Consider the following 16,903-nt stretch of genomic DNA (forward strand, 5'->3'; position numbering starts at 1 on the left):
CCGGACCGGCGTGAATCTCCAGGGGGCAACAAAGAATGACCGGCAAGCCGCCCAACGAACTCCTTAATTCTTGGTTCCAGCGTTCCGGGTGGTCGAAGGGGGAGTTGGCGAGACTGGTCAACAAACGCGCGCGCCAGCTGGGGGCGGCGCACGTGTCCACCGACACCTCTCGGGTACGGCGCTGGCTCGACGGGGAGCACCCGCGAGATCCGGCGCCCCGGATCCTGGTCGAACTGTTCTCCGAGCGGTTCGGCACCGTCATCACCCACGCCGAGCTGGGCCTGCGCGAACCCGCCGCGCCGCCCGCGACCTCGGGCGTGGACCTGCCGTGGGCCGGCCGCCGCTCGATCGAGCTGCTCGGCGACTTCGCCCGCAGCGACCTGATGCTCAACCGCCGCGGGTTCCTGGGCACCTCGCTGTCGCTGTCCGCTGGCCCGTCGCTGATCGAGCCGATGAAGCGCTGGCTGAGCCCGGTGCCCGAGCAGCACCCGGTCAACGGGCGCACGCCGGGCCGGGTCAGCGCCGAGGAGATGGACCTGCTGGAGCAGACCACGAAGCTGTTCCGGAGCTGGGACGCGCAGTGCGGCGGCGGACTGCGCCGGATGGCGGTGGTCGGCCAGCTGCACGAGGTGACCGAGCTGTTACGGGACAGTCACCCGCAAAGCTTGGCGGAGCGCTTGTTCCGGACCGCGTCGGAACTGGCGCTTCTTGCTGGATGGATGGCTTACGACATCGGCATGCAACCGTCGGCCCAGCGCTACTTCGTGCTGGCCCTGCACGCCGCCCGGGAGGCCGGCGACACCCCGCTGGGCGCCCACGTGCTGGCCACCATGGCCCGCCAGATGATCCACATCAACCGGGCCCAGGACGCGCTGGAACTGGTGCACCTGGCCCAGTACGGCAGCCACGGCACCACCACGCCGCGGGTGCAGTCGATGCTCGCGGCGCTGGAGGGCCGGGCCTACGCCAACCTCGGCGACGCCGACAACTGCCGGCGCGCGGTGGCCGCCGCCGAGGACCTGTTCCCCGGCGAGGCCAGGGCCGGCGACGGCGCGGACCCGGACTGGGCGGCGTTCTTCACCGAGGCCGAGCTGAACGGCGAGAACGGCCACTCCTTCCGGGACCTGGCCTACCGCTATCCGCAGCTCACCGAACAGGCGGCCAAGAGCATCGACCGGGCCGTGGACCTGTTCTCCGCCGACGACGAGCACCTGCGCAGCCGCGCGCTGAACGTCGTGGGCATGGCCACCGTCCGGCTCCAGCAGCGCGAGCCGGAGGCGGCGGTGGGGTACGTGCACACCGCCGTGGAGCTGGTGCGCCGGCTGCGCTCCAAACGGGTCGAGGACCGGCTGCGGACCACCGTGGGCAACCTGTACGCGCGCTATCCGGACGTGCGTTCGGTGCGCGAGGCCCACGACCGGGCCGGGAGCGTGCTGCCCGCCGCTGCGTGATTCCCCTGCATGCCCGGTCGCGCGCAGGCAGCGCGTGCGGCCGGGCATGCGGCGCGGCATGATACGGAATCGGGTTGTGAGTCCGTTTTGTAACGGAGCTTCTCACTTGTCGGAACAAGTTCATCCGGTTGTAACACTCCGCGTCCATCCGTCACCGTTGCGAAACACTCGGCGGCGCCGCCGGAAACGGTGCGCGGACAGGCTTCCTCCCATCGTCCGAAAATTCAGGTGAGGAGAAGCGATGCCATCCGCGTTCAGCAGTGGTGACACCGCTTGGGTGCTTGCGAGCTCGGCGCTCGTGCTGCTCATGACACCCGGGCTGGCGTTCTTCTACGGCGGCATGGTCCGCGCGAAGAGCGTTCTGAACATGCTCATGATGAACTTCATCGCCATCGCCGTGGTGACCATCCTGTGGGTGCTCTACGGCTGGTCGGTGTCGTTCGGCAACGTCGGTTCGGGGGACGGCACGGGGAACAAGTGGTGGGGCGGCCTGCACCAGTGGGCGCTGCACGACATCAACATGGGCTTCGGGGGCCCGGACAGCCCGCACACCGGCGGCACGCTGTTCGGCGCGACCGGGGTGCCGATCATCGCGGTCGTGTGCTTCCAGCTGATGTTCGCGATCATCACCCCGGCCCTGATCTCCGGATCGCTGGCCGACCGCACCAAGTTCGTCGGCTGGACGGTCTACGTGGCCGGCTGGGTGACGCTGATCTACTTCCCGGTCGCGCACTGGGTCTTCTCGCCCAACGGTTTCATCAACCACAACCTGCACGTGATGGACTTTGCCGGCGGTACCGCGGTGCACATCAACGCCGGTGCCGCGGGTCTGGCCATGGCGCTGGTGCTGGGCAAGCGGGTGGGCTTCGGCCGGGACCCGATGCGGCCGCACAACGTGCCGTTCGTGATGCTGGGCGTCGGCCTGCTGTGGTTCGGCTGGTTCGGGTTCAACGCCGGCTCCGCGCTCGGCGCCAACGGCATCGCCTCGATGGTCTTCGTCAACACCCAGATCGCCACCTGCACCGCGATGGTGGGCTGGCTGCTGGCCGAGAAGATCCAGCACGGCACGTTCACCTCGCTGGGCGCCGCCTCCGGCGCGGTGGCCGGCCTGGTGGCGATCACTCCGGCCTGTGCCTCGGTCTCGCCGCTCGGCGCGATCTTCGTCGGTCTGATCCCGGGCTTCGTGTGCTGCTACGCGATCAACCTGAAGAACAAGCTGGGCTACGACGACTCGCTCGACGTGGTCGGCGTGCACCTGGTCGGCGGTGTCCTGGGCACGGTGCTGATCGGCCTGTTCGCCACCAAGGAGATGGTCTCCGGGGTGTACACCAACGGCGCCAAGGCCGGCCTGTTCTACGGTGGCGGCGCGAGCCAGCTGCTGTCGCAGGCGGAGGGGGCCGGGATTGTGCTGGCCTACTCCTTCGTGGTCTCCTTCGCCCTGGGCTGGGTGCTGAACAAGACGATCGGTCTGCGGATCAGTGCCGACGCCGAGGTCGAGGGCATCGACAGCTCCGAGCACTCCGAGACCGCCTACGACTGGGGCCGGCTGGGAGCCTCGCTGCGCGGGTCGCTGGCCGGGGCCAGTGACGGGGTGCCGGCCACGGTGGCCGCCAAGTCCGTCGCCGCCGGCAGCCAGTCGTCCGACACCGACGTCCAGGAAGAGGTCAAGGCATGAAGCTGATCACGGCGATCATCAAGCCGTTCAAGCTGGAGGAGGTCAAGGAGTCGCTGCAGGCCTTCGGAGTGCACGGGATCACGGTCTCCGAGGCCAGCGGCTACGGCCGGCAGCGCGGCCACACCGAGGTCTACCGGGGCGCGGAGTACACCGTCGACCTGGTGCCCAAGCTGCGGGTCGAGGTGCTGTGCGAGGACGACGACGTCGAGGACCTGGTGGACAAGATCGTGAAGGCCGCCACCACCGGCAAGATCGGCGACGGCAAGGTCTGGGTGACCCCGGTGGAGGATGTGGTGCGCGTGCGCACCGGTGAGCACGGAGGCGCGGCGCTGTAGTGGGCGCCGTCCGTGAGGGGAAGGAAGGCCGGCCCGGTCTGCGGATCGGGCCGGCCTTCCGGCGTGCGCGCTCCGACGCCGCCGACGCGTTCCTGGCCGCCCTGCTGCCGCCCGGCATCCCCGGCGTCGCGCTGGCCGCGGTCGGCGGCTACGGCCGCCGCGAGCTGTCCCCGGGCTCCGACCTGGACGTGGTGCTGCTGCACGACGCCGCGCTGGGCCCGGAGGAGGTGGCCGGGATCGCCGAGAAGATCTGGTACCCGGTCTGGGACTCCGGCGCGAAGCTCGACCACTCGGTGCGCACCGTCGAGCAGGCGCGGGAGCTGGCCTCGACCGACCTCGCCGTCGCCGCCGGGCTGCTGGACGCGCGCCTGGTGGCCGGGGACGCCGAGCTGGTAGCGGGAATCAGGGCCCTGGTGTTCGCCGACTGGCGCCGCGAGCCGGCCCGGCGCCTGGGCGATCTGCGGGCGGAGTACGCCGGACGGCTGGAGCGCAACGGGGAGCTGGCCTACCGGCTGGAGGGGGACCTCAAGGAGGCGCGCGGCGGGCTGCGCGACTCGACGATGCTGCGGTTCATCTCGGCGTCGTGGCTCGTGGACGTGCCGCACGGCGCGCCGGAGCAGGCGCGGGAGTTCCTGTTGGACGTGCGGGACGCGTTGCACGGGGTGTCGGGGCGGGCGTTGGATCGGTTGTTGTTGCAGGAGCAGGATGCGGTGGCCGCGGCGTTGCGGGAGGCCGGGGTGTTGGGCGGGGGCGCGGGGGTGGAGGGGGCGGTGGTTGGAGAGTCGGCTGTGGCGTCGGCTGTGGACGCGGCTGGGGCGTCGGCTGTCGGGTCGGCTGTCGCGTCGGTCGCGGGCGTTGGTGGTGAGGTGGGTGCGGTTGATCTGAGCGGTGCGGTGGGTAAGGGTACGGCCCGATCGACCGGTGAGGCGACAGCCGTTCTCGGCAGCGCGTCCGCCGGCTTCGAGGCGGGCCTGGTCAGCGTCGGCGACGCCGATGCCACGATGGCGCCCGGCTTCGGCGTTGACGGCGCGGGCGCGGGCGCGCGCGCTGGAGCCGGAGCCGGAGCCGGAGCCGGAGCCGACGAGTTCTACGTCACCGATGCCGATCTGCTGCTGCGCCGGGTCGCCGAAGCCGCCGGCCTGATCGCCTACGCCGCCGAATCGGCGTGGCGCCACGTCGATGCCGTGCTGGCGGCCCGCAACCCGGCCCGGCGCCCGGTGCGCCGGCCGCTGGCGGACGGGGTCGTGGAGCAGGACGGCGAGGTCTACCTGGCCCGCGCCGCGGCGCCCTCCCGCGATCCGGTGCTGGTGCTGCGTGCCGCCGCCGCGGCGGCCGACTCAGGACTCTCCTTCGCCCCGAACACGTTGCGGCGCCTGGCCGAGGAGTCGGCCCCGCTGCCGCGTCCGTGGCCGCGGGCCGCCCGGGAGGCGTTCGCGGCGCTGCTGGGCACCGGACCCGGCCTGATCCCGGTCTGGGAGGCGCTGGACCGGTCCGGGCTGCTGCACGCTCTGCTGCCGGAATGGCGGCGTATCAGGTCCCTGCCGCAGCGGAACAGCCTGCACATCCACACCGTGGACCGGCACTCGCTGGAGACCGTCGCGGCGGCGGCCGGGCTGACCCGGCGCGTGGACCGCCCCGACCTGCTCCTGGTCGCGGCGTTGTTGCACGACATCGGCAAAGGGCTGCGCGGCGACCACTCGATCGTCGGGGCGGAGCTGACCGCGGAGCTGGCGCCGGCCCTGGGCTTCGGCCCGACCGATGTCAGTGTCCTGACCGGCTTGGTGCGCCACCACCTGCTGCTGCCGGACCTCGCCACCCGGCGCGACCCCGACGACCCCGCGACGCTGGGCGCGCTGCTGGCGGCGCTCGCGGACCTGCCCGGCCCGCGGATCGAGGCGCTGCGCCTGCTGCGCGCCCTGTCCGAGGCCGACAGCAAGGCGACGGGTCCGGCGGCCTGGAACCCGTGGCGCGCGGGCCTCTACACCGATCTGGCGGTCCGCGCCGAGGCCGCGCTGCTCGGGTTCGACCCGCCGGCCGCCGAGCCCTCGGACCCGGCCCGCTCGGCGGATCTGGCCGCGCGCTGCCTGGCCGATCCGGACGGGCTGGTGGTGGAGCTTGAGGGCGAGCAGACCGTCTCGATCGCCACCGGCGACCGTATCGGTTTGCTGGCGGCGGTGGCCGGAGTGCTGGCACTGCGCCGGCTGACCATCCGCGCGGCCACCACCGAGACGCTCGACGGCATAGCGATCCAGCGTTGGCTCGTCACCGCCGACTGGAGCGCGGCGCTGGAGAACCGGCTCCGCGACGACCTGCGTGCTGCGCTGGCCGGCACGCTCGATGTTGCTGGGCGACTGGCCAGCCGCGACGCCGGCGAACGGCGCACGCGTCTTGTGGCGCCACCGCGGGTGACGGTGCTGCCGCACGCGTCGGCGTCGGCGACGGTGCTGGAGGTCCGGTCCCATGACGCGCCGGGGCTGTTGTATAGGGCTGCTGCGGCGTTGGCGGAGACGGGGGTTTCGGTGCGCTCGGCCCGGATCTCGACGTTGGGGGCTGAGGCGGTGGATGTGTTTTATGTCGTCGACGCGGATGGGGCGGTGCTGCCGGAGGGGGAGGCGGCGCGGGTCGCGGGGGCGGTGGCGCGGGTGTTGTGAGGGGGTGTCGGGAGGCTGTGTTGCGAGGGGGGATCTCAGACGGCCCGTGAGGCGGGCCCGTCAGGCGGTCCGGTGCACGGTGGTGACGTGCACTGGACCGCCTTACGTTGGGGTGGTTAGTAATCTGCGGCCTCGGCCAATTCGGCGGCCCAGCCGGGACTCCCGCCGGGGTTTCCGGGGAACACCCGGTTCCAGACGAGGATCCGCGCCACCGCTTCGACGCGGCAGGCCAGAGTGAGCATCTCGGCAAGCGCTGCGCGGTCGTACTCGGCGGTCCAAGGCTCCAGGTAGGCGTCGTGGAGACGCGCCACGTCCTTGGTGTTCGCGCCGATGCGGCGTACGGCGCGTGTTGGTGCCAGCATGCTGGTGAAGGGGTGTGTGACTGCTGCGTCGCCCCAGTCGCAGAAGCGGTAGCGGGTGGTGGTGGTGGTGGTGGTGGTGGTGGGCGCGAAGACCTGGCCGGCGTGCAAGTCGGCGTGGTCCAGGGCGTCCGGTACGCCGGTGGCGGCGAGTTCGTGGCACCAGGTGGTGAAGTCTGGAAGGCGCGCGTCGAGAAGGGCGCGGTCGGTGGCGGACAGGGACTGTCCGGCGGCCTCGATCTGCTTGATCGTCTCAGGGAGCGTATTCACGCTGAGGTGCGGTACGCCTAACGCGAGGACGTGGTCGGTCGATACTGCGCGTTGGAATTGCGCGTATTGCTGGACTACGGGGATGCAGTCCTCGACTGAGGCTGAGAGCGAGGCCGAGGCAGATTCGCGGGCTGCTAGACCGTCCCGCAGGATCTGACCACCGTGAGGAAGCAGGGTCCAGCCGCGCTCGACGTCAACGGCTAGCGGGGTCAGCACGTGTTCGGGGTGGTGCTGTCCGAGGTACCAGCTGATTGCTGCTTCGAAGCGGGAGGGCTCGGGGTTGGCCTTGAACCAGACTGGTTCTGGCTCTGACTCTGGTTCTGGCTCTCGTTCTCCGGTGGTGGCGGTGCTGGTTCCCACCAGCGGCACCCGGCACAGCACCGACCAGCGTCGGATTCGGGCCCGCCAGCCGTCGCGGGCTGCCGTGAGGCCGAGGTCGGCAAGCGTCGTCCGGATCCAGGCCTCGACCTCCGCGCGCCACGCCGGGTCCTCCCAAGGGGTGATCGGAGCCAGCGTGCCGCGTTCCACCTCGCTGAAAAGCATTCAGCGAGTATCGACGACCTGGAACGCCTCGGCGATCCGGTTTTCGCCCAGGCCCTGCTTCTGCGCCACGGCGGTGCCCCAGCTGCGCAGCATGTTCTCCATGCCCTCGCGGCCGCCGGTCTGGGAGGCATGCGCCTGGAGCGCGGCGACCTTGCGGTCGAAGACGTCGGTGATGTCGACCGCCTGGTTGGCGTGCTTGGCGGACATCACCCAGGTCTCGGGCACGGTCCAGGCCTCCAGGCCCTCGGCCTCCAGCAGTTCGGGATGGGCCCACGGGTTGCGGGCGTCCGGGTAGACCGCCGCGATGGCCGCCTCGCCGACCGCGCGGTGGTCCGGATGGGACCCGTAGATGCGCTCCAGGTCGAGCTCGGCGGTGGGGATCAGGATCCGGTCCGGGCGGACCTGGCGGATCACCCGGGAGATGTCGCGGCGCAGCTCCAGCGACGGGGTCAGGCGGCCGTCGGGCCAGTGCAGGAAGCGCACGTCGGTGACGCCGACGCACTTCGCGGCGGCGATCTGCTCGGCCTCGCGCAGCTGGCCGACCTCCGAGCGGGGGGTGTCGGGGAACGCCTCCCCGGCGTCGCCGCTGGTCACGATCGCGTAGACCACCTCGATGCCGGCGTCGGTCCAGGTGGCCACGGTGCCGGCGGCGCCGAAGTCGACGTCGTCGGGGTGGGCGGTGACGACCAGGATGCGCTTGATCTCGCGTTCGTCCGGCATGGGTCAGCTCCTGGGGCAGGGTGAGGGGATGAGGGATTGAAGATGCTGTTGCTGTTGCTGTTGCTGTTGCTGTTGCTGTTGCTGTTGCTGTTGCTGTGGTGCTGGTGCTGGTGCTGGTGCTGGTGCTGGTGCTGGTGCTGGTGCTGGTGGGGTCGGGGTCCGTGGTCCGTGGTCCTGGTCCTGGTCCTGGGCCTAGGCCTAGGCCTGTGGTCATGCGGTCGGACACCTGGTGGTGGGCGCACCTTGTAGTTTGGGCGCTCCTGGTGGTTGGAGCACTCTGTAGCGCCAACACTGGGGTGGGGCGTGGTGTTCCGTGGCGGGTGTCGCGCCAGGTTTCCGCCACGTTCCGCCCGGTGAGGGACTCATCTGGCGGACCATGCCCGCGTTGTCAGTCCGGTCTGCGAAAATCCTGGAGTGAGTTCTTCCCTCTTCGCCCCCGGTGCCCTTCCGCTGTTTCCCATGCTCGATGAGATCAGGGAGCAGCGTGGTGCCGGTGCGGAGCGGCACACCGACCGGACGCTGCCCGAGCCGCCGGCCTGGCTCGACGAGGATGATGCCGAGCAGGCGGGTTGGGACGGGTGGGAGGAGCCGGAGGACGCGTGGGTGCCGCCGGAGGAGTCGGCGGGGGCGCGGGCGCTGTTGGAGGGGCTCAACGAGCCGCAGCACAGTGCCGTGCTGCATGCCGGTACGCCGCTGTTGATCATCGCGGGTGCCGGGTCGGGCAAGACTCGCGTGCTGGCCCACCGGATCGCCTACCTGGTGGGGGAGCGGCACGCGCATCCCGGTTCGATCCTGGCCATCACGTTCACCAACAAGGCGGCCGCCGAGATGCGGCACCGGGTGGAGGATCTGGTCGGTCCGCGGGCGCGGTTGATGTGGGTCTCGACGTTCCACTCGGCGTGCGTGCGGATTTTGCGGGCGCAGGCGAAGACGGCCGGGCTGCCGAGCAACTTCTCGATCTATGACACGGCCGACTCGCAGCGGTTGATGACGATGGTGCTGCGGGATCTGGAGATCGATCCGAAGAAGCACACGCCGCGGTCGCTGCTGGGGCAGATTTCCAAGCTGAAGAATGAATTGGTCGACCACGACACGTTTTCGAGTCGGGCCGAGACCGAGGCCGAGCGGATGCTGGCGCAGGTATATCGGTTGTATTCGGATCGGTTGACCAGTGCGAAGGCGCTGGATTTCGATGACATTATTATGACGACGGTGCATTTGTTGCAGGCGTTTCCGATGGTTGCGGAGCATTATCGGCGGCGGTTCCGGCATATTTTGGTGGATGAGTACCAGGACACCAATCATGCGCAGTACCAGCTGGTGAAGGAGCTGGTGGGGCGGCATGAGAGGCGGACTGTTGATGGGGATTTGGTGGGGAGTGGTGGGGTTGGAGTTGGGGCTGGTATTGGAGTTGGGGATGGGGATGGGGATGGGGCTGAGTTTGGGGTTGGGGTTGGGGCGGGAGATGTGGAAGAGGAGAAGCTGCCGCCGGCTGAATTGTGTGTGGTGGGTGATGCGGACCAGAGTATTTATGCGTTCCGCGGCGCCACGATCCGTAACATTATTGAGTTCGAACGTGACTATCCCAACGCCAAGGTTATCAAGCTGGAGCAGAACTACCGCTCCACGCAGACTATTCTGAGCGCGGCCAACGCTGTTATTGAGAACAACAAGGGGCGTCGCGACAAGAACCTGTGGACCGACTCCGGTGCGGGCAAGCTCATTACTGGTTATGTCGCCGATGATGAGCATTCCGAGGCGCAGTTCGTTGCCGAAGAGATTGATCGGTTGTCGGATGCGAAGGAGACGACTTACGGAGGAGTGGCGGTCTTCTATCGCACCAATGCGCAGTCCCGGGTGTTTGAAGAAATCTTTGTGCGGGTTGGGTTGCCGTATCGGGTTGTCGGGGGTGTGCGCTTCTACGAGCGTAAGGAAGTTCGTGACGCGCTGGCGTACCTGCGGGCGCTTGCGAATGAGGATGACGTGGTGTCTGTGCGTCGGATTCTTAACACGCCCAAGCGCGGGATTGGTGAGAAGGCGGAGGAGGCTATTGATCGGCTTGCTTCGCGTGATCGGTTGACTTTTGGTGAGGCGTTGCGGCGGGTTGATGAGGCGCCGGGGTTGGCTGCTCGGTCTGTTAAGGCTGTTCAGGGCTTTACCGGGATGATGGACGAGCTGCGGGCGATGGCCGATGAGTACGGGCCGGCGCATGTCCTGGAGGCCATACTGGAGCGGACGGGGTTGTTGCAGGAGCTTCAGGACTCTGATGATCCGCAGGATGAGACGCGGATTGAGAACCTTCGAGAGCTTCTCGCGGTCGCGTTGGAGTTTGAGCAGGGGCAGCCTGAGGGGCGGTTGCCGGAGTTCCTTGAGCGGGTGGCGTTGGTAGCGGACTCTGATCAGATTCCTGATGGTGATGACCATGAGGGGATGGTCACGCTGATGACGCTGCATAGTGCTAAGGGGTTGGAGTTCCCTGTCGTGTTCTTGACGGGGATGGAGGATGGGGTCTTCCCGCATATGCGATCGATGGGGGATAAGAAGGAGATGGAGGAGGAGCGACGCCTTGCGTATGTGGGTATTACGCGGGCTCGTGAGCGCCTCTATGTGTCACGGTCCGTGTATCGCTCGGCGTGGGGCGCGCCGCAGTACAACCCGCCGTCGAAGTTCTTGGGGGAGATTCCTGAGAATCTTGTGGAGTGGGAGCGGACGGCTCCGGAGCCGAAGACGGCTGAGAGGTCGCCGTTCGGTGATCGGCGGACTTCGCGGGGGTTCCAGCAGCGGAAGGCGCCGGTGAAGGTGATTTCGTTGGATCCGGGGGATCGGGTTATTCATGACTCGTTCGGGATGGGGACGGTTGTTGCGGTGAGTGGGCGGGAGCGGGATGAGGCGACTATTGATTTTGGGTCTTCGGGGGTGCGGACGTTGTTGTTGACTATGGCGCCGGTGCAGAAGTTGTAGGGGGTTAGGGGTGGTGGTGGGGTTGGGGGGTCGGTGGCGGGTTTCAGGCTTTTTTGACGACCTTCGGCCATGGTGCTGACTGGTCGGTGGCGGTCGTTGGGTGGGGGGTGCTGTCGATCTCCGAGAGCTGTTGGGGAGATGGATGAAACCCAAGGTCAAAGGCCAGATCAAGGGCCAGTCAAGGTCAAAGGCGCCTCCGGCGGCCCCTCCGGGGAGGGCCTCGCTCTGGAAAGAGTGGGCCAGGCGGGTTGGCGCGGCTTTGCGCTGTGGTTCCGGTTTCGGTTCCGGTCTTTCCGTCGCATCGTCGCCTGAAGGAATCACACCGCCCAGGCGGTATCAAGGCGACCCTTCAGGCTTGTGCCCCGGCTGATGCGAGCCTTGACACCGCCTGGGCGGCGCGATTGGCTACGCCCGCCGAAGCGACGGAAAGACCGGAACCGAAGACCTAACTTTGGGGCAAAGCAAAAAGCGAGGCGACCGGTCACGATGACCACCGGTCCTGCTGGCCGCCGCCGATGTGATGTTGGCTGGGCAGCCGGTTGCGATGCCGATCAGTTCTGCTAGCCGCCGCCGGTCGTGATGGTGGCTGGGCGGCTTTTTGCCATGCCCGCCTGTTCTGCTGGCCGCCGCCGGTCGTGATGCTGGTTGGGCAATTGGTCGCCAAGCCGGTCGTCTGCGCGAAAAAGCTGCCCGTCGCCTGGTGGCGGGGCAGCTGATCGCGTTGGCGTGCTTTAAGGCAGCAGGCCGTGGCTTCGCAGGAACGGTACCGGGTCCACGGCTGTGGAGGCTCCTGGGACGCCGTTCATGGGGTCGGCTTGGCCTGGGGGGTGGTACTCGAAGTGGAGGTGGGGGCCTGTGGAGTTGCCGGTGTCGCCGGAGAGGGCGATTATTTGGCCGGCTGCTACCTTGCCGCTGCGGACTTTGATCACGCTGAGGTGGCAGTACCAGGTTTCGGAGCCGTCGGGGTGTTGTATCACGATGCGGTTGCCGAAGGCGCCGGCGTAGTTGGCTTCGATCACTGTGCCGTCGGTGATGGCCACTACTTTGGTGCCGGTGGGGACTGCGAAGTCCTGGCCGGTGTGGAGGTTGGCCCAGCGGGCGCCGGAGTCGCCGAAGCCGGCGGTCATGATGGGGTCCTGGACCGGGAGGAAGTACTTCGGGGCCATTTCGGCCAGGCGTTGCTTTTCCAGGGCCTGCTGTTGCATCAGTTCGCTGCGCTGCTCGGAGCGGGTGGCGCGGTCGGCCAGGTTCGCGGAGGCGGCGCGCATTTGGAGCAGGTTCTGTTCCAGGGCGTTGGTGGTGGGGGTGGCGGGGCTGGCCGCGTCGGCGGTGTTCTCGGTGTGGTTCGAGGGGAGGCGGAGGCCGCCCACGGCTGCCACGGCCACGGCTGCGACGCCCACTACGGCGGCGGGGGTGGAGGTGATGGCGTGGAGGGTGCGGCGTCCGGGGAGGGGGACGCGGGGCTGCTTGGTGCCGAAGGGGCGGGGGGTGGAGCGGGGCGTGGGTTCGGGCTTGGGGCCGAAGCTGGAGCGGCTGCGGGACCTCATCGGGACGTCGTCGGGGTCGTCCTCGCCCAGGTCGTCGCCGTAGCCGCTGTAGCCGTCGCGGTAGTTGCCCTCGGTCTCGTCGTCGAGGTAGTCGTCGTAGCCCTCGCCGTCGTAGGCGTCGTACGTTCCCTCGCCGTCGGGGAGGAGGTCGTAGGAGGCTTCCGTGGAGCCGGGTTCTTCGTAGATGGCCTCGAACTGGCCGGTGTCGAAGTCCGGGTGGTGGAAGTTGTGTTCTTCGTACTGCGGCTGGCCGTAGAACTCGGGCTGCGGGTAGGCCTCGGGCTGCTGGTAGGTCGGCTCGGGCGCGGGCGTCGAATAGGCCGCGTAGACCGACTCGTAGTAGCTCTGGTCCATGATCGGCTGCGGGGCGGGCTCGCTGTAGGCGGCCTGCTCGGGGGACGACCCGTAGTCGTAGCCGGTCTGGTGCGGGATGTGGACCTCGGGGGTCGGCACCGCGTAGACCCCGGACCAGTCGTTCACCGCCTGGTAGCCGTCGGAAGAACCGTAGAGGCTGTCCTCGTCCGAGGGCGCCATGGCTTCCTGCCACGCACTATCCCACTGGGACGAGCCATGTTTTCCCATGACGGCCTATACCTCCTGGGAACGTGGGACAGCCGGGACTCGATCTGGAAACCGCGTGGGGACAACGCCGTTACCGAGTCGCGACTTTAGCGCCTTCAGCTATGGACGGACAACGGTTCGGCGGACTTTGCGCGCGCTTTGCAAGCGGTTTACCGGTGTTCTCGCAGGAAGTCCGATGATCCTCACGCAACACTGTGCGGACCGTCACAGTCCGGGACTACAGAGGCCCTCGACCCTGGTCGGATACTGTGTTCAGTGTTTGCGGCCGATCACCGGCGATCGCCCTTAACCAGCCAGTGGAGGCAGTGGTATGAGCCAGTCAGCACCGGTCCGCGTCGTTATCGCGAAGCCCGGTTTGGACGGGCACGACCGTGGCGCGAAGGTCGTCGCCCGCGCCCTGCGCGACGCCGGGGTGGAGGTCATCTACACCGGTCTGCACCAGATGCCGGACCAGATCGTCGCCACCGCCATTCAGGAGGACGCCGACGCGATCGGTCTGTCCATCCTCTCCGGCGCGCACATGACGCAGTGCGCGAAGGTGATCGAGATTCTGAAGGAGAAGGAAGCCGCCGACATCAAGGTCTTCGCCGGCGGCATCATTCCCGAGGCCGACTTCGCGGCGCTGAAGGAGATGGGTGTCGTGGAGATCTTCACCCCGGGGACGTCGACCCAGGACATCGTGGACTGGGTCAACGCCAACCTCGCGCACGCCTGACGTTTCGGGGCGCCCCGGATCCGGTGGCGCTGTGGGTGCCCTGAAATAGTGTTCGGTCCATGGCAGAACGTTGGACCGCCGCCCAGGTGAACTCCCTGGCCCCGGACGCGTCGTCCCAGAAAGCCGGTGCCAAGCTCGGTGTGCCCGGCCCCTGGTCGGACACCGGCCACCAAGAGTCCGAGCGCCTCCTGTGGGGCGACTGCAAGGGCAGCGGCAGCAAGCCCTACCAGGTCACGGTCTCGGTGGCCGACTCGGACACCGCCTACAGCTGCACCTGCCCCAGCCGGAAGTTTCCCTGCAAGCACGCGCTCGGCCTCCTTCTGCTCTGGGCCGCCGGCACCATCGCGGCCGCCGAGGAGCTGCCGGACCGGGTCGAGGCCTGGGCCGCGTCCCGCAAGGACCGCGCGGAGAAGTCGGCGGCCCGGAGCGCGGCCAAGGCCGAGAAGGCCGCCGCCGATCCGGAGGGCGCGGCCAAGCGGGCCGCGCAGCGGGCCGAGCGGGTCGGCAACGGGCTGGCCGATCTGGACCGCTGGCTCACCGACCAGATCGCGGCCGGTATCAGCGACTCCGGGACGCTCTCCTACAGCGCCGTGGACCCGGTCGCCAAGCGGCTGGTCGACGCCCAGGCGCCCGGCGTCGCCAACCGGGTGCGGACCCTGGCCTCGGCGCGCTCGTCCGCCGGCGACCGGTGGCCCGACGCGGTCCTCACCGAGTTCGCGCGGCTGCATCTGCTGTGCGAGGCGTGGTCGCGGCTGGCCGAGCTGCCGCCGCCGATGCGGGACACGGTCCGGCGCCGGGTCGGGATCTCGGTCGACGCCGACGCGGTGCGGCGGGACGGCGAGCGCGTCGCCGACCGCTGGCACGTCCTGGGCACCCGCGACCGCGCCGCCGACAAGCTCACCGAGCGCCGCATCTGGCTGCGCGGCGCCGAGAGCGGCCGCCTGGCGCTGCTCCTGGCCTTCGGGGCCATGCAGCAGGCGCCGACCCTGGCGCTGCCCGTGGGGGCCGTCTACGACGCCGAGATGGCCTTCCACTCCGAGGCGCTGCCGCTGCGCGCGCAGATGGAGTCCGGCGAGCTCGTGGACGTCGCCGCGGTGCCCACCGGCGGCACGCTCCAGGACGCCGCCGACGCGTTCGCCGCCGCCCTCGCCGTCGACCCGTGGCAGGAGGGGTGGCCGGTGGTGGTCGTGCGGGCGGTCCCGGACCGGGCCGGGGAGCTCTCCGACGCCGAGGGGCGTCGCGTGCCCCTGATATGCGAGGAGACCGCCCTGTGGCGGCTCCTGGCGGTCTCCGGGGGCCACCCCGTGACAGTGTTCGGCGATTACACCGACGCGGGCCTGGAGCCGCTGACGGTGTGGTCCGAGGGCGCCGCGGTGGCCCTCTGATGTGGGAATTTCAGGGTATTGGCACCGGGGCCCTAAGTTGTCAGTGGCGTGGTGCACAATCTGTGGACATCAGTGCGAAGGCTGTGGGGATCTCCTACTTGGCGGAAGCGCGGTGAGCACCATGAACGAAGCCCCCGATCAGACCGGATCCGAGGTCTGGCAGGACCTTGTCTCCACGGCCCTGGTCGGCACCGACCGGCGCACGCCGCCGGCCGGCGGCCGCTTCTCGGCGCCGGGCGAGAACCCGGCCTCGGCGCTGCTCAGCTCGGCCGCCCTCATGAGCGCCTGGCGCCGGGCCGGCAGCGCCGGCTCCGCCTACTCCGCCGAGCTGGTCGGCGAGCAGGGCGAGGCCGAGGGCCCGGGCGCGGCCGTGAAGACCGCCGCCCGCTCCGCCGCCGCGGACCCGCGCCCGCTGCTGCCCACCGCCACCTCGGCCCGGCTGACCGCGCTGGTCGCCTCCCGTTCCGAGGCGCTCCCGGAGTACCTGGAGGCCGCGGCCCGGACCGGCTGCCGCGCCCCGGCCGAGCTGCTCCCGCCGCTGTTCGACTACGCCCGCGGCAGCAAGGCGGTCCGCGCCGACCTGATGACGCTGGCCGGCCCGCGCGGGACCTGGCTGGCCAAGCAGAACCAGCAGTGGTCCACCTTCACCCGCTACGCCTCGGCGCCCGACGCCGACGCCTGGCAGTCCGACAAGCCGCACGAGCGCATCGGCTACCTCGCCTGGTTCCGCGCCAAGGACCCGGCGGCGGCCCGCGCGCTGGTCGAGGAGGCCTGGGGGCAGCCCGGCCACGCCGCCGAGACCCGCGCCGCCTACGTCGAGGCGCTCGCCGTCGGCCTCGGGCCGGAGGACGAGCCGTTCCTGGAATCGGCCCTGGACGACAAGTCCCGCCAGGTCCGGGCCGAGGCGGTGCGCCTGCTGGCCACCCTGCCCGGCTCCCGGTTCGCCGCGCGGATGACCGAGCGCCTGCACGCCTGGGTCGAGGTGGTCACCGAGGGCGACGCGGTCCTGGTGCGGATCCGCGACCAGAAGCTGGAGCTCGCCCCCGATCAGGTGCGCGACGGGCTCGGCGAGGGCTGGGTGCAGACCGAGGACGAGCGGCGGCTGGCCAAGATGCAGCCCTCGTACTGGTTCGAGGACCTGATAGCCGCCACCCCGCTGTCCGCCTGGGAGCGCTTCGGCCGCTCGCCGGCCCAGCTGCTGCGCACCACCGCCGCCAACCGCTGGGAGGCCGCCTCCTGCCACCGCGGCTGGCGCTCGGCGACGCTGCGCCAGCGGGACGCCGCCTGGGCCGAGGCGTTCTGCGCCGTCAACGCCGCCACCGACATGCTGGAGCTGCTGCCGGACGACGCCGCCGAGCGCTGGTGCCTGGGCGTGGTGGCCGACCACCGGTCGCAGTACTCGATCCACAGCGCGCCGATCATCCTGAGCCGGCTGGGCCGGCCCTGGCCGGACCCGGTCTGCGAGGCGCTGCTGGCCGCGCTCCCCACGTACCTGCCCAACGCCACCCGCAACGACGTCGCCCGCTTCTTCGGCATGGACAACCTGGCCGGGCGCTGGATGCCGCCGTCGTTCGCCGCCGCCGTCGCGGCCAAGGCCGAGGAGATCCGCGCCGAGCAGCCGCTGTGGGCCGAGGACCTGGACGACCTCGCCGCGATGCTGCGCGACCGGGCCCTGATGCTCGCCGAGCTGGACGCGGTCTGACCCGCCC

The 16,903-nt window shown here is 69.6% G+C and carries 11 protein-coding genes; 8 read left to right on the forward strand and 3 right to left on the reverse strand.

The features are described 5' to 3' along the window. Nucleotides 1-35: 35 nt before the first annotated feature. From ABD481_RS37645 to ABD481_RS37660, 4 genes are all read left to right on the forward strand, one after another. Nucleotides 36-1,451: an NsdA family TPR-like regulatory protein gene (locus ABD481_RS37645; protein ID WP_344670646.1), complete on the forward strand. Its 1,416-nt coding sequence runs from the start codon at nucleotides 36-38 to the stop codon at nucleotides 1,449-1,451. Between the two features lie 241 nt (nucleotides 1,452-1,692). Next, a complete protein-coding gene (locus ABD481_RS37650; protein ID WP_344670647.1) occupies nucleotides 1,693-3,126 on the forward strand; it encodes an ammonium transporter in 1,434 nt (477 codons plus the stop codon). Continuing rightward, a complete protein-coding gene (locus ABD481_RS37655) occupies nucleotides 3,123-3,461 on the forward strand; it encodes a P-II family nitrogen regulator (RefSeq protein ID WP_344670648.1) in 339 nt (112 codons plus the stop codon). Before ABD481_RS37650 ends, ABD481_RS37655 begins: the two co-directional genes overlap by 4 nt. Beyond that, nucleotides 3,461-6,112, forward strand: coding sequence for an HD domain-containing protein (locus ABD481_RS37660; RefSeq protein ID WP_344670649.1), 2,652 nt, complete (start codon nucleotides 3,461-3,463; stop codon nucleotides 6,110-6,112). Before ABD481_RS37655 ends, ABD481_RS37660 begins: the two co-directional genes overlap by 1 nt. A 116-nt stretch (nucleotides 6,113-6,228) precedes the next feature. On the opposite strand, the gene ABD481_RS37665 is transcribed toward ABD481_RS37660, so the two are convergent. Both ABD481_RS37665 and ABD481_RS37670 read right to left on the reverse strand, forming a co-directional pair. Continuing rightward, nucleotides 6,229-7,284 carry an aminoglycoside phosphotransferase family protein gene (locus tag ABD481_RS37665; protein WP_344670650.1) on the reverse strand — a complete coding sequence of 352 codons (1,056 nt, stop codon included), beginning with the start codon at nucleotides 7,282-7,284 and terminating at the stop codon, nucleotides 6,229-6,231. After that, a complete protein-coding gene (locus ABD481_RS37670; RefSeq protein WP_344670651.1) occupies nucleotides 7,285-8,004 on the reverse strand; it encodes a PIG-L deacetylase family protein in 720 nt (239 codons plus the stop codon). Between the two features lie 459 nt (nucleotides 8,005-8,463). Between ABD481_RS37670 and pcrA the strand changes: the two genes are divergently transcribed. Then, nucleotides 8,464-10,965 carry a DNA helicase PcrA gene (gene pcrA, locus ABD481_RS37675; protein WP_344670652.1) on the forward strand — a complete coding sequence of 834 codons (2,502 nt, stop codon included), beginning with the start codon at nucleotides 8,464-8,466 and terminating at the stop codon, nucleotides 10,963-10,965. Nucleotides 10,966-11,696: 731 nt separating this feature from the next. Here the strand turns inward: pcrA and ABD481_RS37680 are convergent. After that, complete coding sequence (locus ABD481_RS37680; protein ID WP_344670653.1) at nucleotides 11,697-13,046, reverse strand: M23 family metallopeptidase; 1,350 nt, start codon at nucleotides 13,044-13,046, stop codon at nucleotides 11,697-11,699. A gap of 358 nt (nucleotides 13,047-13,404) precedes the next feature. Here ABD481_RS37680 and icmB point away from each other — a divergent pair, with 358 nt between their 5' ends. From icmB to ABD481_RS37695, 3 genes are all read left to right on the forward strand, one after another. Continuing rightward, nucleotides 13,405-13,809, forward strand: a complete 405-nt coding sequence (gene icmB / locus ABD481_RS37685) for a coenzyme B12-dependent isobutyryl CoA mutase small subunit (RefSeq protein ID WP_344670654.1) — start codon at nucleotides 13,405-13,407, stop codon at nucleotides 13,807-13,809. A 59-nt stretch (nucleotides 13,810-13,868) separates the two neighbouring features. Beyond that, nucleotides 13,869-15,194, forward strand: a complete 1,326-nt coding sequence (locus ABD481_RS37690; protein WP_344670655.1) for an SWIM zinc finger family protein — start codon at nucleotides 13,869-13,871, stop codon at nucleotides 15,192-15,194. 121 nt (nucleotides 15,195-15,315) lie between these two features. Next, nucleotides 15,316-16,896: a DUF5691 domain-containing protein gene (locus ABD481_RS37695; protein WP_344670667.1), complete on the forward strand. Its 1,581-nt coding sequence runs from the start codon at nucleotides 15,316-15,318 to the stop codon at nucleotides 16,894-16,896. Nucleotides 16,897-16,903: the final 7 nt, after the last annotated feature.

Source organism: Catenulispora yoronensis, assembly GCF_039531695.1.
Taxonomy (GTDB): Bacteria; Actinomycetota; Actinomycetes; order Streptomycetales; family Catenulisporaceae; genus Catenulispora; species Catenulispora yoronensis.